The organism is Streptomyces sp. NBC_01314 (genome assembly GCF_041435215.1).
Taxonomy (GTDB): domain Bacteria; phylum Actinomycetota; class Actinomycetes; order Streptomycetales; family Streptomycetaceae; genus Streptomyces.
The window spans coordinates 10,719,393-10,735,003 of the sequence record NZ_CP108394.1; the positions used below are offsets into that span (position 1 = coordinate 10,719,393).

The 15,611-nt window shown below is 72.3% G+C and carries 13 protein-coding genes; 8 read left to right on the forward strand and 5 right to left on the reverse strand.

The features are described from left to right. The first annotated feature begins 74 nt into the window (after positions 1–74). The 3 genes from OG622_RS47290 to OG622_RS47300 are packed head-to-tail and all read left to right on the forward strand — an operon-like array spanning position 75 to position 4,082. The gene (locus tag OG622_RS47290; RefSeq protein WP_371583371.1) at positions 75–2,399 is read left to right on the forward strand and encodes an FHA domain-containing protein; all 2,325 of its coding nucleotides are present in this window, start codon (positions 75–77) and stop codon (positions 2,397–2,399) included. 5 nt (positions 2,400–2,404) lie between these two features. Next, positions 2,405–3,085, forward strand: coding sequence for a hypothetical protein (locus OG622_RS47295; RefSeq protein WP_371583373.1), 681 nt, complete (start codon positions 2,405–2,407; stop codon positions 3,083–3,085). Continuing rightward, positions 3,078–4,082 carry a serine/threonine-protein kinase gene (locus OG622_RS47300; RefSeq protein WP_371583375.1) on the forward strand — a complete coding sequence of 335 codons (1,005 nt, stop codon included), beginning with the start codon at positions 3,078–3,080 and terminating at the stop codon, positions 4,080–4,082. The genes OG622_RS47295 and OG622_RS47300 overlap by 8 nt, the downstream gene beginning before the upstream one ends. Here the strand turns inward: OG622_RS47300 and OG622_RS47305 are convergent. Together OG622_RS47305 and OG622_RS47310 are read right to left on the reverse strand one after the other, a co-directional pair. After that, on the reverse strand, positions 4,054–4,518 hold the full coding sequence (locus OG622_RS47305) for an RpiB/LacA/LacB family sugar-phosphate isomerase (RefSeq protein ID WP_371583377.1): 465 nt from the start codon (positions 4,516–4,518) through the stop codon (positions 4,054–4,056). The two genes, OG622_RS47300 and OG622_RS47305, sit on opposite strands and share 29 nt — an antisense overlap. A gap of 32 nt (positions 4,519–4,550) precedes the next feature. After that, positions 4,551–5,006, reverse strand: a complete 456-nt coding sequence (locus OG622_RS47310) for a MarR family winged helix-turn-helix transcriptional regulator (protein WP_371583379.1) — start codon at positions 5,004–5,006, stop codon at positions 4,551–4,553. A 191-nt stretch (positions 5,007–5,197) separates the two neighbouring features. Here OG622_RS47310 and OG622_RS47315 point away from each other — a divergent pair, with 191 nt between their 5' ends. Further along, positions 5,198–6,670 (forward strand): MFS transporter, encoded by a 1,473-nt coding sequence (locus OG622_RS47315; RefSeq protein WP_371583381.1) that lies wholly within the window; start codon positions 5,198–5,200, stop codon positions 6,668–6,670. A gap of 52 nt (positions 6,671–6,722) precedes the next feature. Here the strand turns inward: OG622_RS47315 and OG622_RS47320 are convergent, their stop codons facing one another. Next, entirely contained in the window at positions 6,723–7,403 is a 681-nt protein-coding gene (locus OG622_RS47320) for a hypothetical protein (protein WP_371583383.1), read from the reverse strand. A 381-nt stretch (positions 7,404–7,784) separates the two neighbouring features. Between OG622_RS47320 and OG622_RS47325 the strand changes: the two genes are divergently transcribed. Further along, the gene (locus OG622_RS47325; RefSeq protein ID WP_371583384.1) at positions 7,785–8,735 is read left to right on the forward strand and encodes a Dyp-type peroxidase; all 951 of its coding nucleotides are present in this window, start codon (positions 7,785–7,787) and stop codon (positions 8,733–8,735) included. A gap of 86 nt (positions 8,736–8,821) precedes the next feature. On the opposite strand, the gene OG622_RS47330 is transcribed toward OG622_RS47325, so the two are convergent. Continuing rightward, positions 8,822–10,384 carry an amidohydrolase gene (locus OG622_RS47330; protein ID WP_371583386.1) on the reverse strand — a complete coding sequence of 521 codons (1,563 nt, stop codon included), beginning with the start codon at positions 10,382–10,384 and terminating at the stop codon, positions 8,822–8,824. Between the two features lie 224 nt (positions 10,385–10,608). On the opposite strand from OG622_RS47330, the gene OG622_RS47335 reads away from it, so the two are divergent. Genes OG622_RS47335 through OG622_RS47345 form a run of 3 tightly spaced genes read left to right on the forward strand, consistent with a single transcriptional unit; the run spans position 10,609 to position 15,286 of the window. Then, on the forward strand, positions 10,609–12,360 hold the full coding sequence (locus tag OG622_RS47335) for an ABC transporter ATP-binding protein (protein WP_371583388.1): 1,752 nt from the start codon (positions 10,609–10,611) through the stop codon (positions 12,358–12,360). Continuing rightward, complete coding sequence (locus OG622_RS47340; RefSeq protein ID WP_371583389.1) at positions 12,357–14,222, forward strand: ABC transporter ATP-binding protein; 1,866 nt, start codon at positions 12,357–12,359, stop codon at positions 14,220–14,222. The genes OG622_RS47335 and OG622_RS47340 overlap by 4 nt, the downstream gene beginning before the upstream one ends. After that, positions 14,222–15,286, forward strand: coding sequence for an iron-siderophore ABC transporter substrate-binding protein (locus OG622_RS47345; RefSeq protein ID WP_371583391.1), 1,065 nt, complete (start codon positions 14,222–14,224; stop codon positions 15,284–15,286). The genes OG622_RS47340 and OG622_RS47345 overlap by 1 nt, the downstream gene beginning before the upstream one ends. Before the next feature lie 73 nt (positions 15,287–15,359). Here OG622_RS47345 and OG622_RS47350 read toward each other — a convergent pair whose 3' ends face one another. Then, entirely contained in the window at positions 15,360–15,569 is a 210-nt protein-coding gene (locus tag OG622_RS47350; protein WP_319768694.1) for an MbtH family protein, read from the reverse strand. Positions 15,570–15,611: the final 42 nt, after the last annotated feature.

The window sequence follows — 15,611 nt, forward strand, 5'->3', positions numbered from 1 at the left end:
CGGGGTGCCACGCTCTGTCCCTCCCCGCTGCGGCGGTCGGGCGCATATCCGTGCGAATCGGTAGAATTTCCTCCATGGCAGAGCGGTCCGTCGCACCGACTGCGCCCGAACTCGTGCTGGAAACCGAGGCGGGCTCCACGGTGATGACCCCGAGCCACGCGTACCACGTGGGGCGCGACCCGCTCAGCGACGTCGTCCTCGACGACGACCGGGTCTCGTGGCACCACGCGGTGCTGCGGGCCGAGACCGGCCACTGGACGATCGAGGACGAGAACAGCACCAACGGCACGTACGCCGACGGCCACCGCGTCCACGAGTGGGACGTCGGCCCCGGCACGGTCATCCACTTCGGGAGCCTCCCCGACGGTCCCCGGGCGGTGCTCACCGGCCTCGCCCCCGAGCGACCCTCCGGTATTTCCCGCCCTGCCTCCACCGGCACCTTCCGGCAGCCCACCAGTGTCCGCCCGCTGCCCGAGCGGACCGTCCGCATCGGCCGCGCCGCCGACAACGACCTGGTCATCGACGACCTCGTCGTCTCCCGTCGGCACGCGGAGCTGCGGGCACGGCCGGAGGGCACCTACGAGATCGTCGACCTCGGCAGCCACAACGGCACCTTCCTCAACGGCACGCCCGTCGACCAGGCTCCGCTCACTCCCGGTGACATCGTCGGCATCGGACACTCCGCGTTCTGCCTGGTCGGCGACGAGCTCCAGGAGTACGTCGACACCGGCGAGGTCTCCCTCGATGTCCAGGAACTCACCGTCGCCGTCGACCGGGGCCGGAAGACGCTCCTGGACAAGGTCTCGTTTCCGGTCGGCGAGAAATGCCTCCTCGCCGTCGTCGGCCCGAGCGGCGCCGGCAAGTCCACCCTCCTGAACGCCCTGACCGGGCAGCGCCCCGCCGACAGCGGCACGGTCCTCTACGACGGCCGCGACCTCTACCGCGACTACGCCGAACTGCGCCAACGCATCGGCCTGGTCCCGCAGGACGACATCCTGCACGCCCAGCTGACCGTCCGCAGGGCCCTCACCTACGCCGCCGAACTCCGCTTCCCGCAGGACACCGCGAAGGCCGAGCGGCAGGCCCGGGTCGACGAGGTGATCCGCGAACTGGGCCTCGAACAACGCGCCGGCCAGCCCATCCACAGCCTCTCCGGCGGCCAGCGCAAGCGGGTCAGCGTCGCCCTGGAACTGCTGACGAAGCCCTCCCTGCTGTTCCTGGACGAACCGACCTCCGGACTCGACCCCGGCATGGACCGCTCGGTGATGCACATGCTGCGCGGCCTCGCCGACGACGGCCGCACGGTCATCGTCGTCACCCACAGCGTCCTCAGCCTCGACGTCTGTGACCGCCTCCTCGTCCTCGCGCCCGGCGGCAAGGTCGCCTACTACGGCCCGCCGGACGACACCCTGGCCTTCTTCGGGTTCGAACAGTGGCCGGAAGCCTTCGAGGCCTTCGAACGGGACCAGGAACGGGACTGGGCGGGGGAGTACCGCGACTCACCCTTCCAGCGCCAGTACGTCACCGCGTCCATGAACCAGCCGTATCTGCCCGACGCGGAGCCGGTCGCCGTGGCACCGCCGCCGAAACCGCAGAGCTGGGGCGCCCAACTGGGCACGCTGGTGCGCCGGTACGCGGCCGCGCTCGGCGCCGACCGCACCTTCCTCGCCATCATGATCGCGCTGCCGTTCGTGATGGGCGCGATGGCGAGGGCGCTCGCGGGAAGCACGCTGGACCGGGAGACCGCCATGAACGCCCTGCTCATCCTCTGTGTGGGCGGGGTACTGACGGGCGCGGCGAACGCCGTGCGTGAACTGGTCAAGGAACGGGTGATCTACCGGCGCGAACGGGCCGTCGGCCTGTCCAGATCCGCGTACCTGATGTCCAAGGTCGTCGTCCTCGGCACCGTCACCGTCCTCCAGGCGGTCGTCCTCACCCTGGTCGCCCTGCTCGGCGTCGACCTCAACGCCCCGAACGGCGAAGGCGTGTTGATGCCGCCCCTGGTCGAGATCACCGTCGCCGTGGCGCTCCTCGCCTTCACCGCGATGATGCTCGGTCTGGTCGTCTCCGCTCTGGTCCGCAAGGAAGAGGTCACCATGCCGCTGCTGGTGCTCCTGGCGATCGTCCAGGTCGTGTTCTGCGGCGCGCTGCTGGACGTGAAGGGCACGCTCGTCCTCGAACAACTGGCCTGGCTGGTGCCGTCGCGGTGGGCGTTCGCCGCGATGGCCGGAACGATCGACCTCGAACGGATCGTCCCCGACACGACGGACCCGCTGTTCGAGCACTCGGCGGGAGTGTGGCTGCTCGACATGGGGATGCTCGTCGTCCTGTCGCTGCTCTGCGGCTGGCTCGTCGTCCGGCTGCTGCGCCGCCGCGAACCCGCGGTGATGCGGAAGTAGCCGCGATGACGACCCCAGGCTTCCTCCCCACCCATGTCGTCCCGCCCGGCGGACTGCCCGCCTGGGAGGCGCCCGACCCGTCGTACCCCACCGTGGCCCTCGACGCGCTGCTGCCCGTCCAGCTCCTGGAGCGCCGCGGCGACTGGGGGCGCGTCCTGTGCGCCAACGACTGGTCCGCCTGGGTCGACGGCCGCCTCCTCGTCGCCGTACCCCAGGACCCGCCCGCCGCCGGCGCGGACGCCGCGCGTACGGCCGACCCGCGCCCGCTGCTGGCCCGAGCCGAGGAGGCCCTGACGCGGTACCGGAACGAGGCGGAGGCGCTGGCCGCCGGGCACCGCGACCGGGAGTCGTTCCGTGACCATACGAAGGGGCTGCGGATCGGAGTGGTCGTCGACGGCGAGTCGCTGTGGCTGTTCGACGCCGCGCACGAGCGGTGGGTGTACTGCGACGGGGCCCGGCTGAGCACCTTCGCGGTGGGGGACAAGCCGCACGAGACCCCGGCCGCCCCGCGCCTCCCGGCGGCGGCCCCGGCCCCGGAGCCGACCCGTGTCGTAGCGGAACCCGAACGCGGACCGGAGAAACACCGGCCCGCCGACCGACGACCGGCGGACCACGGACCGGCGGACCACGGGCCGGCCGATCACGAACCCACCCGCCTGGTCCCACCGGTGACCCGGGATGAGTGAGACACAGCCGTACGCGGGGCGCCCCTCAGAGCTGGTCGGGCGGCAGATCGCGAGCTACCGCATCGAACGCGAGATCGGCCGCGGCGGTATGGCCGTCGTCTACCAGGCGCTGGACCTGCGTCTGGAGCGGACGGTCGCGCTGAAGCTGCTCGCCCCGGAACTGGCCCGCAACGACACGTTCCGGCGCCGCTTCACCCACGAGTCACGGGTGGCCGCCGCGATCGACCACCCGCACATCGTGCCGGTCTTCGAAGCGGGCGAGACGGACGGTGTCCTCTACATCGCCATGCGGTACGTGGCCGGCAGCGATCTGCGGCATCTCCTGGACCGGGAGGGCCCGTTGCCGGTCACGACCGCCCTCCGGATCGCCGCCCAGGTCGCCTCCGCGCTCGACGCGGCGCACGACCACGGTCTGGTGCACCGGGACGTGAAGCCCGGCAACATCCTGGTCGCGCAGGGCACCGACAGCGACCACCCCGAACACGTCTACCTCACCGACTTCGGCCTGACGAAGAAGTCGCTGTCCCTGACCGGGTTCACCAGCGTCGGACAGTTCGTGGGCACCCTCGACTACGTGGCGCCGGAGCAGATCTCCGGCAAGCCCGTCGACGGCCGCTGCGACGTCTACAGCCTCGCCTGCGTCGTCCACGAGACCCTCGCGGGCCGGCCGCCCTTCCAACGGGACGACGACATGGCACTGCTGTGGGCCCATCAGTACGACGAGCCGCCTCCGCTGACCGGCGGGCGCCCCGATCTGCCGCCCGCGGTGGATCAGGTCATGGCGACGGCGCTGGCCAAGTCGCCGGACGACCGGTACGACTCCTGTCTGTCCTTCGTGGCCGCGCTCAGGGCCGCCAACACCACGCGCGGCCTCCCGCCGGGGCACGCGCCGACCAGGGCCGCTGCGCCGAAGGCATCAGGACCGCCCGAAGCCCCGCCGGATCCGCCGCCGTGGGCCGGGCCCGTCTTCATCCGGCCCGGCCGGTACCCCGACTGACGTCGAGCCGCTCCACGCGGGCCACGTTCTCCCGGTCATCGGCGTCCTGGCTGGCCTCGGCGGCGAACCAGGCGTCAAGGATCTCCTTCAGCAGCGGTTCGGAGGTCAGCCGCAGTCCGATCGCCAGGACGTTGGCGTCGTTCCAGCGGCGGGCGCCGTCGGCCGTGTACGCGTCCGTGCACAGGGCGGCCCGTACCCCGGGCACCTTGTTCGCGGCGATCGACGCGCCGGTGCCCGTCCAGCAGCACACGACGGCCTGGTCCGACGCACCGGAGGCGACCTCGCGCGCCGCCGCCTCCGAGCAGGCCGCCCACTGGGGGTCGTCCCCGGTGCGCAGCGCGCCATGGGTCAGCACTTCGTGGCCCCGGCCGCGCAACTCCGCGAGGAGGAAGCGGGCGACGGGCTCGTCCATGTCCGAGGAGACGGAGATCCGCATGCCCCCGAGGCTACCCGGCACGCGGCCCCCGGCTACGGGCGCGGCCACGTCTTGCCGTGCAGCCGCTCGATGCTCGTGTTGAAACGCTCCAGGTAGTCGGCGAACCCGGCGATGTCGTCCTCGGACCAGCCTTCCAGTACCAGGGCGAGGCTGCGGACGTTGCCCTCCCGCTCCTCGTCCAGCCGACGCTCGCCCTCCTCGGTGATACGGAACTTGCGCGCCACGCCGCCCTCCGGGTCGAGGATGTGCTCGACCAGCCCGGCCCGCAGGGTGGCGGCGGTCTGCCGGCGCAGGGTGGAGGCGTCCAGGCCGAAGGCGTCGCTCAGCTCGCTGATCGACATCGGCCCCTCGACCCGGATGCGGCTGAGGAGGATGTACGCGCTGCGCTCCAGCGTGGAGTCCCTGCGGCGCCCCTTGGTCTGGCTCAGATGCTGATAACGCCCGAGCAGCATGTTCTCGTACTCGACCCGGCGCGTCGGCTCTTCCACGGTCGCCTACCTTCTCGTTGCGGACACCGCCAGGGCGATCTTTCCATCCCGGCCGGCAGGGCCCGCCGGACCGGGCAGCACACCATGATGTGCATCATGCACGAGACGTGTGCCATGCATGGTCCAGGTATGCTGCACGCCAGGTGCATGACGTATGCCCCGCCACCGGTACATCGCACGGAGGAACCCCCTTGACGGCCAACCCCCCGCCCGCCACCCGACCGGGCGGTGTCATCGCGACGCTGGCGCTCGCCGGCATCGTCGCCGCGATCATGCAGACACTGGTGACACCGCTGCTCACCGACCTGCCCACGATCCTCGGCACCAGCGCCGCCAACGCCTCCTGGGTGATCACCGCGACCCTGCTGACGGGAGCCGTCTTCGGCCCGATCGGCGGACGCCTCGGCGACCTCTACGGCAAGCGCCGCATGCTCCTGGTCTGCTGTGCCCCGCTGATCGCCGGCTCGGTGGTGTGCGCGCTGTCCTCGACCGTCGTCCCGATGATCGTGGGCCGGGGCCTGCAGGGCATCGGCATGGGCGTGGTCCCGCTCGGCATCAGCCTGCTGCGTGACGTCATTGCGCCGGAGAAGCTCAGCGGCTCCATCGCCCTGGTCAGCGCCTCCCTGGGCATCGGCGCCGGCCTCGGCCTGCCGATCGCCGCCGCGGTCGCCCAGTACGCGAGCTGGCGGGTGCTGTTCTGGGGCGCCGCCGGCCTGGCCGTCGCGGTCACCACCATGATCTGGTTCCTCGTCCCCGAGACCCCCGCCGGGGCCAGGGGGCAGCGCTTCGACTTCGTCGGCGCCCTCGGCCTCGGCGGCGGTGTGGTGTGCCTGCTGCTCGCCGTGTCCAAGGGCGCGGACTGGGGCTGGGGTTCCGCGACCACGCTCGCCCTGTTCACCGCCGCCGCGGCATCCCTGCTGTCCTGGGGTTTCTGGGAGCTGCGCACCCGCGAGCCGCTGGTCGACCTGCGCACCACCGCCCACCCGCGCGTGCTGCTCACCAACGTCGCCTCGGTCCTCGTCGGCTTCGGCATGTACGCGCAGTCGCTGATCACTCCGCAGCTCCTGAGGCTGCCTGAGGCCACCGGCTACGGTCTGGGCCAGTCGATGCTGGCCATGGCGCTGTGGATGGCCCCGGCCGGGCTGATGATGATGGCGCTCTCCCCGCTCGGCGGAAAGCTCACCAACGCCCGCGGGCCCAAGTTCACACTGGTCACCGGCTCCCTGGTGATCGGCACCGGCTACGGCCTCGCGCTGGCTCTGATGGGTTCCACCTGGGGCCTGCTGATCGTCTCCCTGGTCGTCAGCTCGGGCGTCGGTCTCGCGTACGGCGCCATGCCCGCGCTGATCATGAGCACGGTGCCGTTGTCCGAGACGGCCTCCGCCAACAGTTTCAACACGCTGATGCGCGCCCTGGGCACCTCCACCGCCGCCGCCGTGGTCGGTGTGGTCCTCGCCCAGATGACCACCACGCTCGGCGGCTTCACCCTGCCCTCGGAGGCAGGCTTCCGTACCGGTCTGATGATCGGCTGCGGGGCCGCTCTGGTCGCCGCCGCGGTCGCCGTGTTCATCCCCGCCGCACGGGTCGCCACCTCCGAGTCCGGCCCCGAGCAGCAGGAGCAGCAGGAGCCGAGCACGGCGGAGGCACCGGCTTCCGCCGCGTAACGGCGCGGGGTCGTGGGCGCTCGTGACCGCCGCGCCGGGGTGCGGCCGGCGGCTACGGCGAGGTGGGGGAATCCAGGGACTGGACGGTGATGGACCACGGTCCGTCGGAGCGGGCGTAGATGAGGCAGGGGCCGGTGAGGGGGGCTTCGCCGTGCCAGGGGCCGACATGGTTGGCCAGCTCGTCGAGGAAGCCGGTGCCGTCCGGTTCGAAGGTGTCGACGAGGAAGTAGCCACCGTCGTCGGACCGCGGATCGCCCTCGTACCGGAGGGTCGCGATCCCGGGGCCGCCGGTGTGGCACAGCACGTCCGAGGCGGTACGGCGCGTGTGGCCCTCGCAGGTCAGCGCGCTCGACACCGGGCTCACGTCGACCGTCCACGGGCCGTCCGCCTGTACCCGGAGCGCCCGCACCGGCCGGTCGTCGGCGTTCACCAGGGCGCGGCACGAGAAGGGCCCGTCGGTGTAGACGAGCTGGCTCTGGGAGTGCAGCCTCCCGTCCAGGGCGTCCACGACGAAGTGCCCGGTTCCCGTGTGCGTGATGTCGAGGATGACCGGCCCCGTCCCGCTGGTCAGCTGGGTGACCTTGTCTCCGTCACCGCCGATCCGCTGCAGCGCCGGGCCGCCCGCGGTGAGCAGCGGGGGCGCCTGCCGAGGTGGCTCGTCGCTCTTGGGGACCCGGGACAGCGGCTCCACAACGGCCCGTCGCTTCGCACGGTCGCGCTGAAACCACTTCATCGAGTGCCCCCCTGATGACGTCTGCGCACAGTATTGGACGTCGGGGCCGCCGCGTATACGGCAATGGGCGAGGCGGGGTGCGATGTGGACCCAACGGCCTTGTCCCGTAAGGAGGTTGGAGTGGCGTGCGGGCTCATGGACGGCAATCCCCGGCCGTGTGAACTGCGGGATTGTGTCGTTCGTCATTGTTTGCGGGGGAGTGGGAATCGGCGGGTATCGTCCTCGTCCCGACCGGGCATGGTGAGGGGGGCGGAACGTGCCCGGGGCATGCGGCGCGCGACGACGGAGTCGTGTGTGTCGGCGGCGCCGGGGCCGCCCGTTCCGTACTCAGGTGAATGTGGTCACGCGTGCTGCCCACGTGTGGTGCGTGAAAGGGGAGCCATGGCGCTGCCGGTCGGGTCCGAGGACGTTCTGCCGCAGCCGATGCTGAGCCCGCTGACACCAGTCGCGGTCTTCCTGGTGGTCACTGTCGCCCCGGGCGGCGAGTCGACGGCCCGCGGGGTGCTGGCCGGACTCGCCGGGCTGGAGAGGGCGGTGGGCTTCTCCAGCCCCGAAGGCGCCCTGGGCTGCGTGGCCGGGATCGGCGCGGAGGCCTGGGACCGGCTCTTCGGCTCCTCCCGGCCCGCCGCCCTGCACCCCTTCCGGGAGCTGGACGGCCCCCGGCACCGGGCCGTGTCCACACCGGGCGACCTGCTCTTCCACATCCGGGCGACGCGCGTGGACCTGTGCTTCGCCCTGGCCGCCGAGATCATGCGGCAACTGCGCGGCGCGGCCACCCTGGAGGACGAGGTCCAGGCCTTCGCGTACTTCGACTCGCGCAACCTTCTCGGCTTCGTCGACGGCACGGAGAACCCGGTCGGACGTGTGGCCGCCGAGGCGGTCCTCGTCGGCGACGAGGACCCCGGCTTCCGCGGCGGCACCTATGTGCTCGTGCAGAAGTACCTGCACGACGTGGACTCGTGGGAGAAACTCCCCGTCGAGGCGCAGGAGAAGGTCATCGGCCGGACCAAGCTGACCAACCTGGAGCTGGACGTGGAGGGTTCGCACGTCGACGTCAACACCATCGTCGACCCGGACGGCACCGAGCAGCGCATACTGCGCGCCGCCATGCCCTTCGGCAGGCCCGGGCAGGGCGAGTTCGGCACGTACTTCATCGCCTACGCCCGCGACCCCGGGATCCCCGAGGCCATGCTGCGGAAGATGTTCATCGGCGAACCGCCGACCGGCCACGACCCGATCCTGGACTTCTCCCGGGCCGTGACCGGGACCATGTTCTTCGTGCCCTCCGCGGACTATCTCCGTACGATCCCGGCCCGCCGCCCACCGAACTGACGAAGTGATCGCCTTCGGGCGGGCGGGCGGCCCTCCAGCCGTTCCCCTCGTCAGAACTCGACTCTCCGTCAGAACTCGTCCCCTCGTCAGAACTCGTCCTCGCCCCCGACGAAGGTCCGCACCACCTCGATGTCCGCGATGCGCGACACGTCCACCCGGCGCGGGTCGTCGCCCAGCACCACCAGGTCGGCCCGTTTGCCGGGGGTGAGGCTGCCGGCGTCGGTCTCCCAGTGGCAGGCGCGCGCGGCCTCGGTGGTGTAGGCGCGCAGGGCCTCCTCGACGGTGATCGCCTCGGCCGCGCCGATCAGGCGGCCGGACTCCGAGGCCCGCTCCACCATGAACTGGATCGCCCGCAGCGGGGCGCCGTTCGCCACCGGGCGGTCCGAGCTGCCGGCGACCCGGACGCCGTGGTCGAGGAAGCCCCGGCCCCGGTACAGCCAGCCGGCCCGGTCCTCGCCCATGATCGTGGCGTAGTCGTCGCCGTAGTAGCGCAGGAAGCTCGGCTGGACGACGACGGTGACGCCGAGCGCGGCCAGCCGGGGAAGCTGGTCGGGACGGACCAGGCCCGCGTGCTCGACGCGATGGCGTGCCGCCGGGCGGGGGCTGAGCTTCTGTGCCTTCTCCAGCGCGTCCAGGGCGACGTCGAGGGCCCGGTCGCCGATGGCGTGCACGGCGAGCTGCCAGCCGGCGAGGTGACCCTCGACGATGGTGCTCTCCAGCACCTCGGGCTCGTGCATGAGCTGACCGGAGCCGTCGGTGCCCAGGTAGGGGCTGGTGAGGGCCGCCGTACGGGCCATCATGCCGCCGTCGGTGAAGATCTTGAGCGCGCCCAGGGAGAGCGCGCCGTCCCCGAAGCCCGTGCGCAGACCGAGGTCGATCGCCCGGCCGGTGGTGTCCTCGGGTGCCGCGCCGACCGGGCGCAGCGCGTCGGCGGCCACCATCAGCCGTACCCGGACGGGAAGTCGGCCCGCCTCGTGGGCGAGCTGGTACGCGGCGCCCTCGATGGGGCTGTGTCCGAAGAGCCGGGCCCCGACCCCCGCCTCGGCGCACCCCGTGATGCCCTCGGACCGGCAGAGGCGGGCGGCGTGCTCGATCGCCGAGGCCAGTTCGGTGAGCGAGTGCGGCGGTCGGGACTGCAGCGCGGCGCCCATGGCGCCCTCCGCGAGAAAGCCGTCCGTCCGGGCGACCTCCGCGGGCAGGCCGCTCAGCACCGCCGAGTTGACCAGGCAGGCGTGCCCGGAGAGGTGGCCCAGATACACCTTGCGTCCGGCGCTGACGGCGTCGAGATCCGCCGCCGTGAGCGGGCGGTCGAGAGCGCGCTGGTCGTAGCCGCCGAAGTCCACCCAGCCGCCGACGGGGGCCTGGGCGACCGCCTCCGCCACCACGCGGAGCACGTCGTCGGCGCGCCGGCTCGGCGCGACACCGGGCGCCTTCGCCTTCAGGCCCGTCCACGCCAGGTGCACATGGGCGTCGATGAAGCCCGGGAGCACGGTGGCACCGCCCAGGTCCAGCGTCCGCCGCGCCGGAAGCCCCGCCACGTCCTCGTCCAGGCCGACGATCCGCCCCCGCCAGATCCCGAGTTCTTGGGCGGCCGGCCGGTCCGGGTCCATCGTGACGATGCGGGCGTTGGTGATCCTGGTGCTGAGCACGAACAGGTCCTTCCGGTCGGGGCTGACGCCCGGTGGAGTCTCGTATCGGTGAACTGGCTTGATACGTAGGCCAGTTGACGGGCCAATCGGATAGCGTCCCAGGCTTCCGGGGCTCGGTCGGGTCTCGAAGACGTTTCAGGGCTGGCCCAGGAAGGCAAATATAGTTAGCCTTACCTAAGTCTTTTTACGTGTTCTGTGTTGGCGAAACCGGTCCGGAGTGTTGCGTGAGAAAAGCGGACCCACCGGGGCGTAACGTCCTGTGGCGCGCGGTCGGCGAACAGCGTCGGGACGTCGTGCTGGGCGCGGTTCTGGGGATGGGGCACCAGACGGGCGAGGCACTCGTGCCGGTGCTCATCGGACTGGCCATCGAGCGCGGAGTCGTGGACGGCGACGTCCCCGGACTGCTGCTGTGGCTCGCCGTCCTGGCCGCCGTGTACGTCGGACTCTCCTTCAGCTTCCGCTTCAGCGCGCGGGCGGGTGAGCGCGCCGCCGTCACCGCCGCGCACCACCTCAGAGCCGAACTCGTCGGCCGCGTCCTCGCTCCCGAGGGCGGTGCCGAGGAGGGACGGCTGCCGGGCGAACTGACGAACATCGCCACCGAGGACGCCAAACGGGTCGGCGCCGTCGCCATGGCCCTCATCGTCGCCTTCGCGGCCACCGCGGGTCTCGTGGTCGGCGCGGTCGCGCTGCTGCGGGTCTCCCTCGCCCTGGGCCTGCTCGTCCTCCTCGGCACCCCGCTGTTGCTGTGGCTGGGACACCTGCTGAGCAAGCCCCTGGAACGCCGCAGCGAGACCGAACAGGAACGCGCCGCGCAGGCCTCCGGCGTCGCCGCCGACCTGGTGGCCGGACTGCGTGTCCTCAAGGGCATCGGCGCCGAACAGGCAGCCGTCGCCCGCTACCGGCGCGTCAGCCAGGACTCCCTCGCCGCGACCCTGCGCGCCGCCCGCGCCGAGTCCTGGCAGAACGGCGTCGTCACCATCCTCACCGGCACCTTCATCGCCGTGGTCGCCCTCGTCGGCGGACGCCTGGCCGCACGCGGCGACATCGGCCTCGGTGAACTCGTCTCCTCCGTCGGGCTCGCCCTGTTCCTGGTCGGCCCGCTCAGCGAGTTCGCCTGGGTCAACGCCGAACTGGCGCAGGGCCGTGCCTCCGCCGCCCGGATCGCGGAGGTCCTGGACGCCCCCGGTGACGTGGCCGAGGCACCGTCCGCCCACGCCGTCCCGCCCGGCGGCGTCGAGGGACGGCTGACACTCCGCGCCCTCACCTACGGCACCCTGCGCGGCCTCGACCTCGACATCGCCCCCGGCGAGACCGTCGGCGTCGCCACCACCGACCCCGCCGACGCCTTCGCCCTGCTGCGCTGCCTCGGCCGCCGCGTCGACCCCGACGAGGGCGCCGTGGAACTCGACGGCACGGAACTGACCGTGCTGAACCTGGCCGACGTACGCGCGGCGATCCTCATCGCCGAGCACGACGCGGACCTGTTCGAGGGCACGGTCCTGGAGAACGTCACGGCGGCGATCGATGCCGCCGCAGCAGTGGGAGCCACGGCCGCAGCAGTGGGAACCGCGGCCCCATCGGCGGGAGTCACCGCCGCGATGGTCGCCACCGGCACGGACGAAGTCGCCCGAGCGCTGCCCGACGGTGTCGACACGGCCGTCACCGCACGCGGCCGCTCGCTCTCCGGCGGACAGCGGCAGCGGGTCGCCCTGGCCCGCGCCCTGGCCGCCGACGCGCCGGTCCTCGTCGTGCACGAGCCCGCCACCGCCGTGGACGCCGTCACCGAGACACGCATCGCCGCCGGGATCAGGGACGTCCGCGGCGGACGCACCACGCTCCTGGTGACCAACAGCCCGGCCCTGCTCGCAGTCACCGACCGTGCCGTCCTCCTCCACGACGGCCGGGTCACCGCGACCGGCGACCACGAGCGCCTCGTCCACGAGTGCGCCGACTACCGTACGGCGGTTCTGACATGACCGAGCGATCCGACGGCGTCGAGGCCGCTCCCCGCGGCGACCGCACCGGTCCCGAACTGCTGCCCGTCGCCACGCCCGCCCGCACCCGGGCCGCGGTCGCCGAACTGCTGCGCCCGCAGCGCCGGCTGGCGCTGTCCGCCTTCACCGTGATGGTCGCCTCCACCGCCGTCGGCCTGCTCGTGCAGCCCCTGCTGGGCCGGATCGTCGACCTGGCCGCCGACCGCGGCTCCGCCGACGCCATCACGGTCACCGCGGCCCTGTTGGTGGCCGTCGCCGTGGCCCAGGGCGTGACCGCGGGCTTCGGGCTGTCGCAGATCGCCCGGCTGGGTGAGACGACCCTGGCCCGGCTGCGCGAACGCTTCGTGGAACGGGCCCTGGCCCTCCCGCTGGAGCGGGTCGAGAAGGCCGGCGCCGGAGACCTGACCGCCCGGGTCACCGCCGACGTCTCCCTCATCGCCGACGCCGTACGCAACGCGCTGCCCGCGCTGGGGCATTCGCTGCTCACCATCGTCCTCACCCTCGGGGCCATGGCCCTGCTCGACTGGCGGTTCCTGCTGGCCGCGCTGCTCGCGGTCCCCGTGCAGGCCGCCACCGCACGCTGGTACGTCACCCGCGCCATCCCCCTCTACGCCGAGCAGCGGGTGGCGGCAGGCGCCCAGCAGCAGCAGATGCTCGACACGATCGGCGGCAGTTCCACCGTCCGGTCGTTCCGGCTGGGGCGGGAGCACACCGAGCGGGTCACCGAACGGTCCTGGTCCGTGGTGGCGCTGACCATGCGGGGTGTACGGCTCGTCCTCGGCTTCTACAGCCGGCTGCACATCGCCGAGTACATCGGGCTCGCCGCCGTCCTGGTCACCGGCTACTGGCTGGTCCGTGACGGTTCGGCCAGCATCGGTACGGCGACCGCCGCCGCCCTGTACTTCCACGGCCTGTTCGGTCCCGTCAACGCGGCCCTCGCCCTCCTCGACGACGCCCAGTCGGCCACGGCGGGCCTCGCCCGGCTCGTCGGCGTCACCGACGAGCCGGTGCCCCCGGTGTCGGCGCACACCGTCGAGGCCGGCGGTGTCGACGTCACCGTCCGGGGCCTCAACCACGCCTATCGGCCCGGCCACCCCGTCCTCCACGACATCGACCTGACGATCCGGCACGGCGAACGCGTGGCCCTCGTCGGCGCCAGCGGTGCCGGCAAGACCACCCTGGCCAAGCTCGTCGCGGGCATCCAGCCGCCCACCACCGGAAGCGTCATGGTGGGCGGGATCCCGCCCACCGAACTCGGCACCGCCGCCTCCCGCACGATCGCCCTGATCACCCAGGAGACCCATGTCTTCGCGGGCCCCCTCGCCGACGACCTGCGGCTCGCCCGGCCCGACGCCACCGACGACGAACTGCGCGCCGCGCTCGACCGCGTCGACGCCCTCGCCTGGGCCGAGGCCCTGCCCGACGGGCTCGCCACGGTCGTCGGCGACGGCGGCCACCGGCTCAGCGGCGAGCGGACCCAGGCCCTCGCGCTGGCCCGGCTGATCCTCGCCGACCCGCCCCTGGTGATCCTCGACGAGGCCACCGCCGAGGCGGGCAGCGCCGGAGCACGCACGCTGGAGAAGGCGGTCGCCCGCGCCGTGGACGGCCGCACCGCGCTGATCGTCGCCCACCGCCTCAGCCAGGCGGCCACCGCCGACCGCGTCGTCGTCATGGAAGCCGGCCGCGTGGTCGAGAGCGGCACCCACGACGAACTCCACGCCACGCGGGGCCCCTACGCCGCCCTCTGGTCGGCCTGGTCGGACGCCCGCGACACCGGCCCCCGGCCGGCCCCCGAGACCCCCACACGTACCGCTCCGCAGAATCCCGAACCGAAGGACCGCTGATGTTCCGCTCCCGCAGAGCGCCACGGCTCGCCGTCGTGCTTGCCTCCGCCACCCTGCTCCTCGCCACCGCGTGCGGCGGCGACTCGGACTCCGACGCGTCGGACGCCGGCGCCAAGGCGAGCACCGGCTCCGGCGAGTCCGCCTTCCCGGTCTCCGTCGACCACAAGTACGGCAGTACCACCATCAAGGCCGAGCCCAAGCGGATCGTCACCGTCGGCCTCACCGACCAGGACGCGGTCCTCGCCCTCGGCAAGGTCCCCGTCGGCACCACCGAATGGCTCGGCGGCTACAAGGGCGCCATCGGCCCCTGGGCCGAGGACAAGCTCGGCTCCGCCGAGGCGCCGACCGTCCTCAAGGACACGGGCACCGGCCCGCAGGTCGAGAAGATCGCCGCCCTCAAGCCCGACCTGATCCTCGCGGTGTACGGCGGACTCACCAAGGAACAGTACGAGTCGCTGTCCAAGTTCGCGCCCGTGGTCGCCCAGCCCAAGGCGTACAACGACTACGGCGTCCCGTGGCAGGAGCAGACCGAGACGATCGGCAAGGCGCTCGGCAAGTCCGAGGAGGCCGCCGAGGCGGTCGCCGGCACCGAGGCGAAGATCAAGGCCGCAGCCGACGAGTACCCCGCCTTCAAGGGCGCCACGGCCGTCATGGCCACCCCCTACGAGGGCATGTTCGTCTTCGGCAGCCAGGACGCCCGCTCGCGCCTGCTGACCGGCCTCGGCTTCACCCTGCCGACCGACCTGGACAAGGCGATCGGCGACCAGTTCGGCGCGAACATCAGCAAGGAGCGCACCGACCTGCTGGACCAGGACGCCATCGTGTGGATCGTCGGCGACCCCGTCAAGGACGCCGCGAAGCTGCACAAGGACGCCTCCTACAAGGACCTGGGGGTCGTGAAGGAGGGCCGCGAGGTCTTCGTGAACGAGACCGGCGACTACGGCAACGCCACGTCCTTCGTCTCCGTCCTCAGCCTGCCGTACGTGGTCGAGCGGCTGGCCCCGCAGCTGGCGGCGGCCGTCGACGGCAAGACGGACACCAAGGTGGAGCAGCCCGCGTCCTGACGCGGGCGGGGGCACAAGGAGGGGGGCCGGTCACCGACCGGCCCCCCTCCCGCATGTCAGCCGTCCCCGGCTGTCAGCCGTCCATCGACTCGGCCAGACTCCGCGGCCGCATGTCGGTCCAGTGGGTCTCGACGTGGTCCAGGCAGGACTGCCGCGAGTCGGGCCCGTGGGCCACCCGCCAGCCGGCCGGCACGTCCACGAAGTCCGGCCACAGGCTGTGCTGGTTCTCGTCGTTGACCAGCACCAGGTAGGTGCCCTCGGGGTCCTCGAACGGGTTGCTCATTCCACTCCTCTTTCTGACTTGGGGTTACTCACTTCGGGTTGC

Bases quoted from the DNA above. Each gene is read 5' to 3' on its own strand.
- OG622_RS47290 (WP_371583371.1), top strand. From the start codon at position 75: ATGGCAGAGCGGTCCGTCGCACCGACTGCGCCCGAACTCGTGCTGGAA.
- OG622_RS47295 (WP_371583373.1), top strand. From the start codon at position 2,405: ATGACGACCCCAGGCTTCCTCCCCACCCATGTCGTCCCGCCCGGCGGA.
- OG622_RS47300 (WP_371583375.1), top strand. From the start codon at position 3,078: ATGAGTGAGACACAGCCGTACGCGGGGCGCCCCTCAGAGCTGGTCGGG.
- OG622_RS47305 (WP_371583377.1), bottom strand. From the start codon at position 4,518: ATGCGGATCTCCGTCTCCTCGGACATGGACGAGCCCGTCGCCCGCTTC.
- OG622_RS47320 (WP_371583383.1), bottom strand. From the start codon at position 7,403: ATGAAGTGGTTTCAGCGCGACCGTGCGAAGCGACGGGCCGTTGTGGAG.
- OG622_RS47325 (WP_371583384.1), top strand. From the start codon at position 7,785: ATGGCGCTGCCGGTCGGGTCCGAGGACGTTCTGCCGCAGCCGATGCTG.
- OG622_RS47340 (WP_371583389.1), top strand. From the start codon at position 12,357: ATGACCGAGCGATCCGACGGCGTCGAGGCCGCTCCCCGCGGCGACCGC.
- OG622_RS47345 (WP_371583391.1), top strand. From the start codon at position 14,222: ATGTTCCGCTCCCGCAGAGCGCCACGGCTCGCCGTCGTGCTTGCCTCC.
- OG622_RS47350 (WP_319768694.1), bottom strand. From the start codon at position 15,569: ATGAGCAACCCGTTCGAGGACCCCGAGGGCACCTACCTGGTGCTGGTC.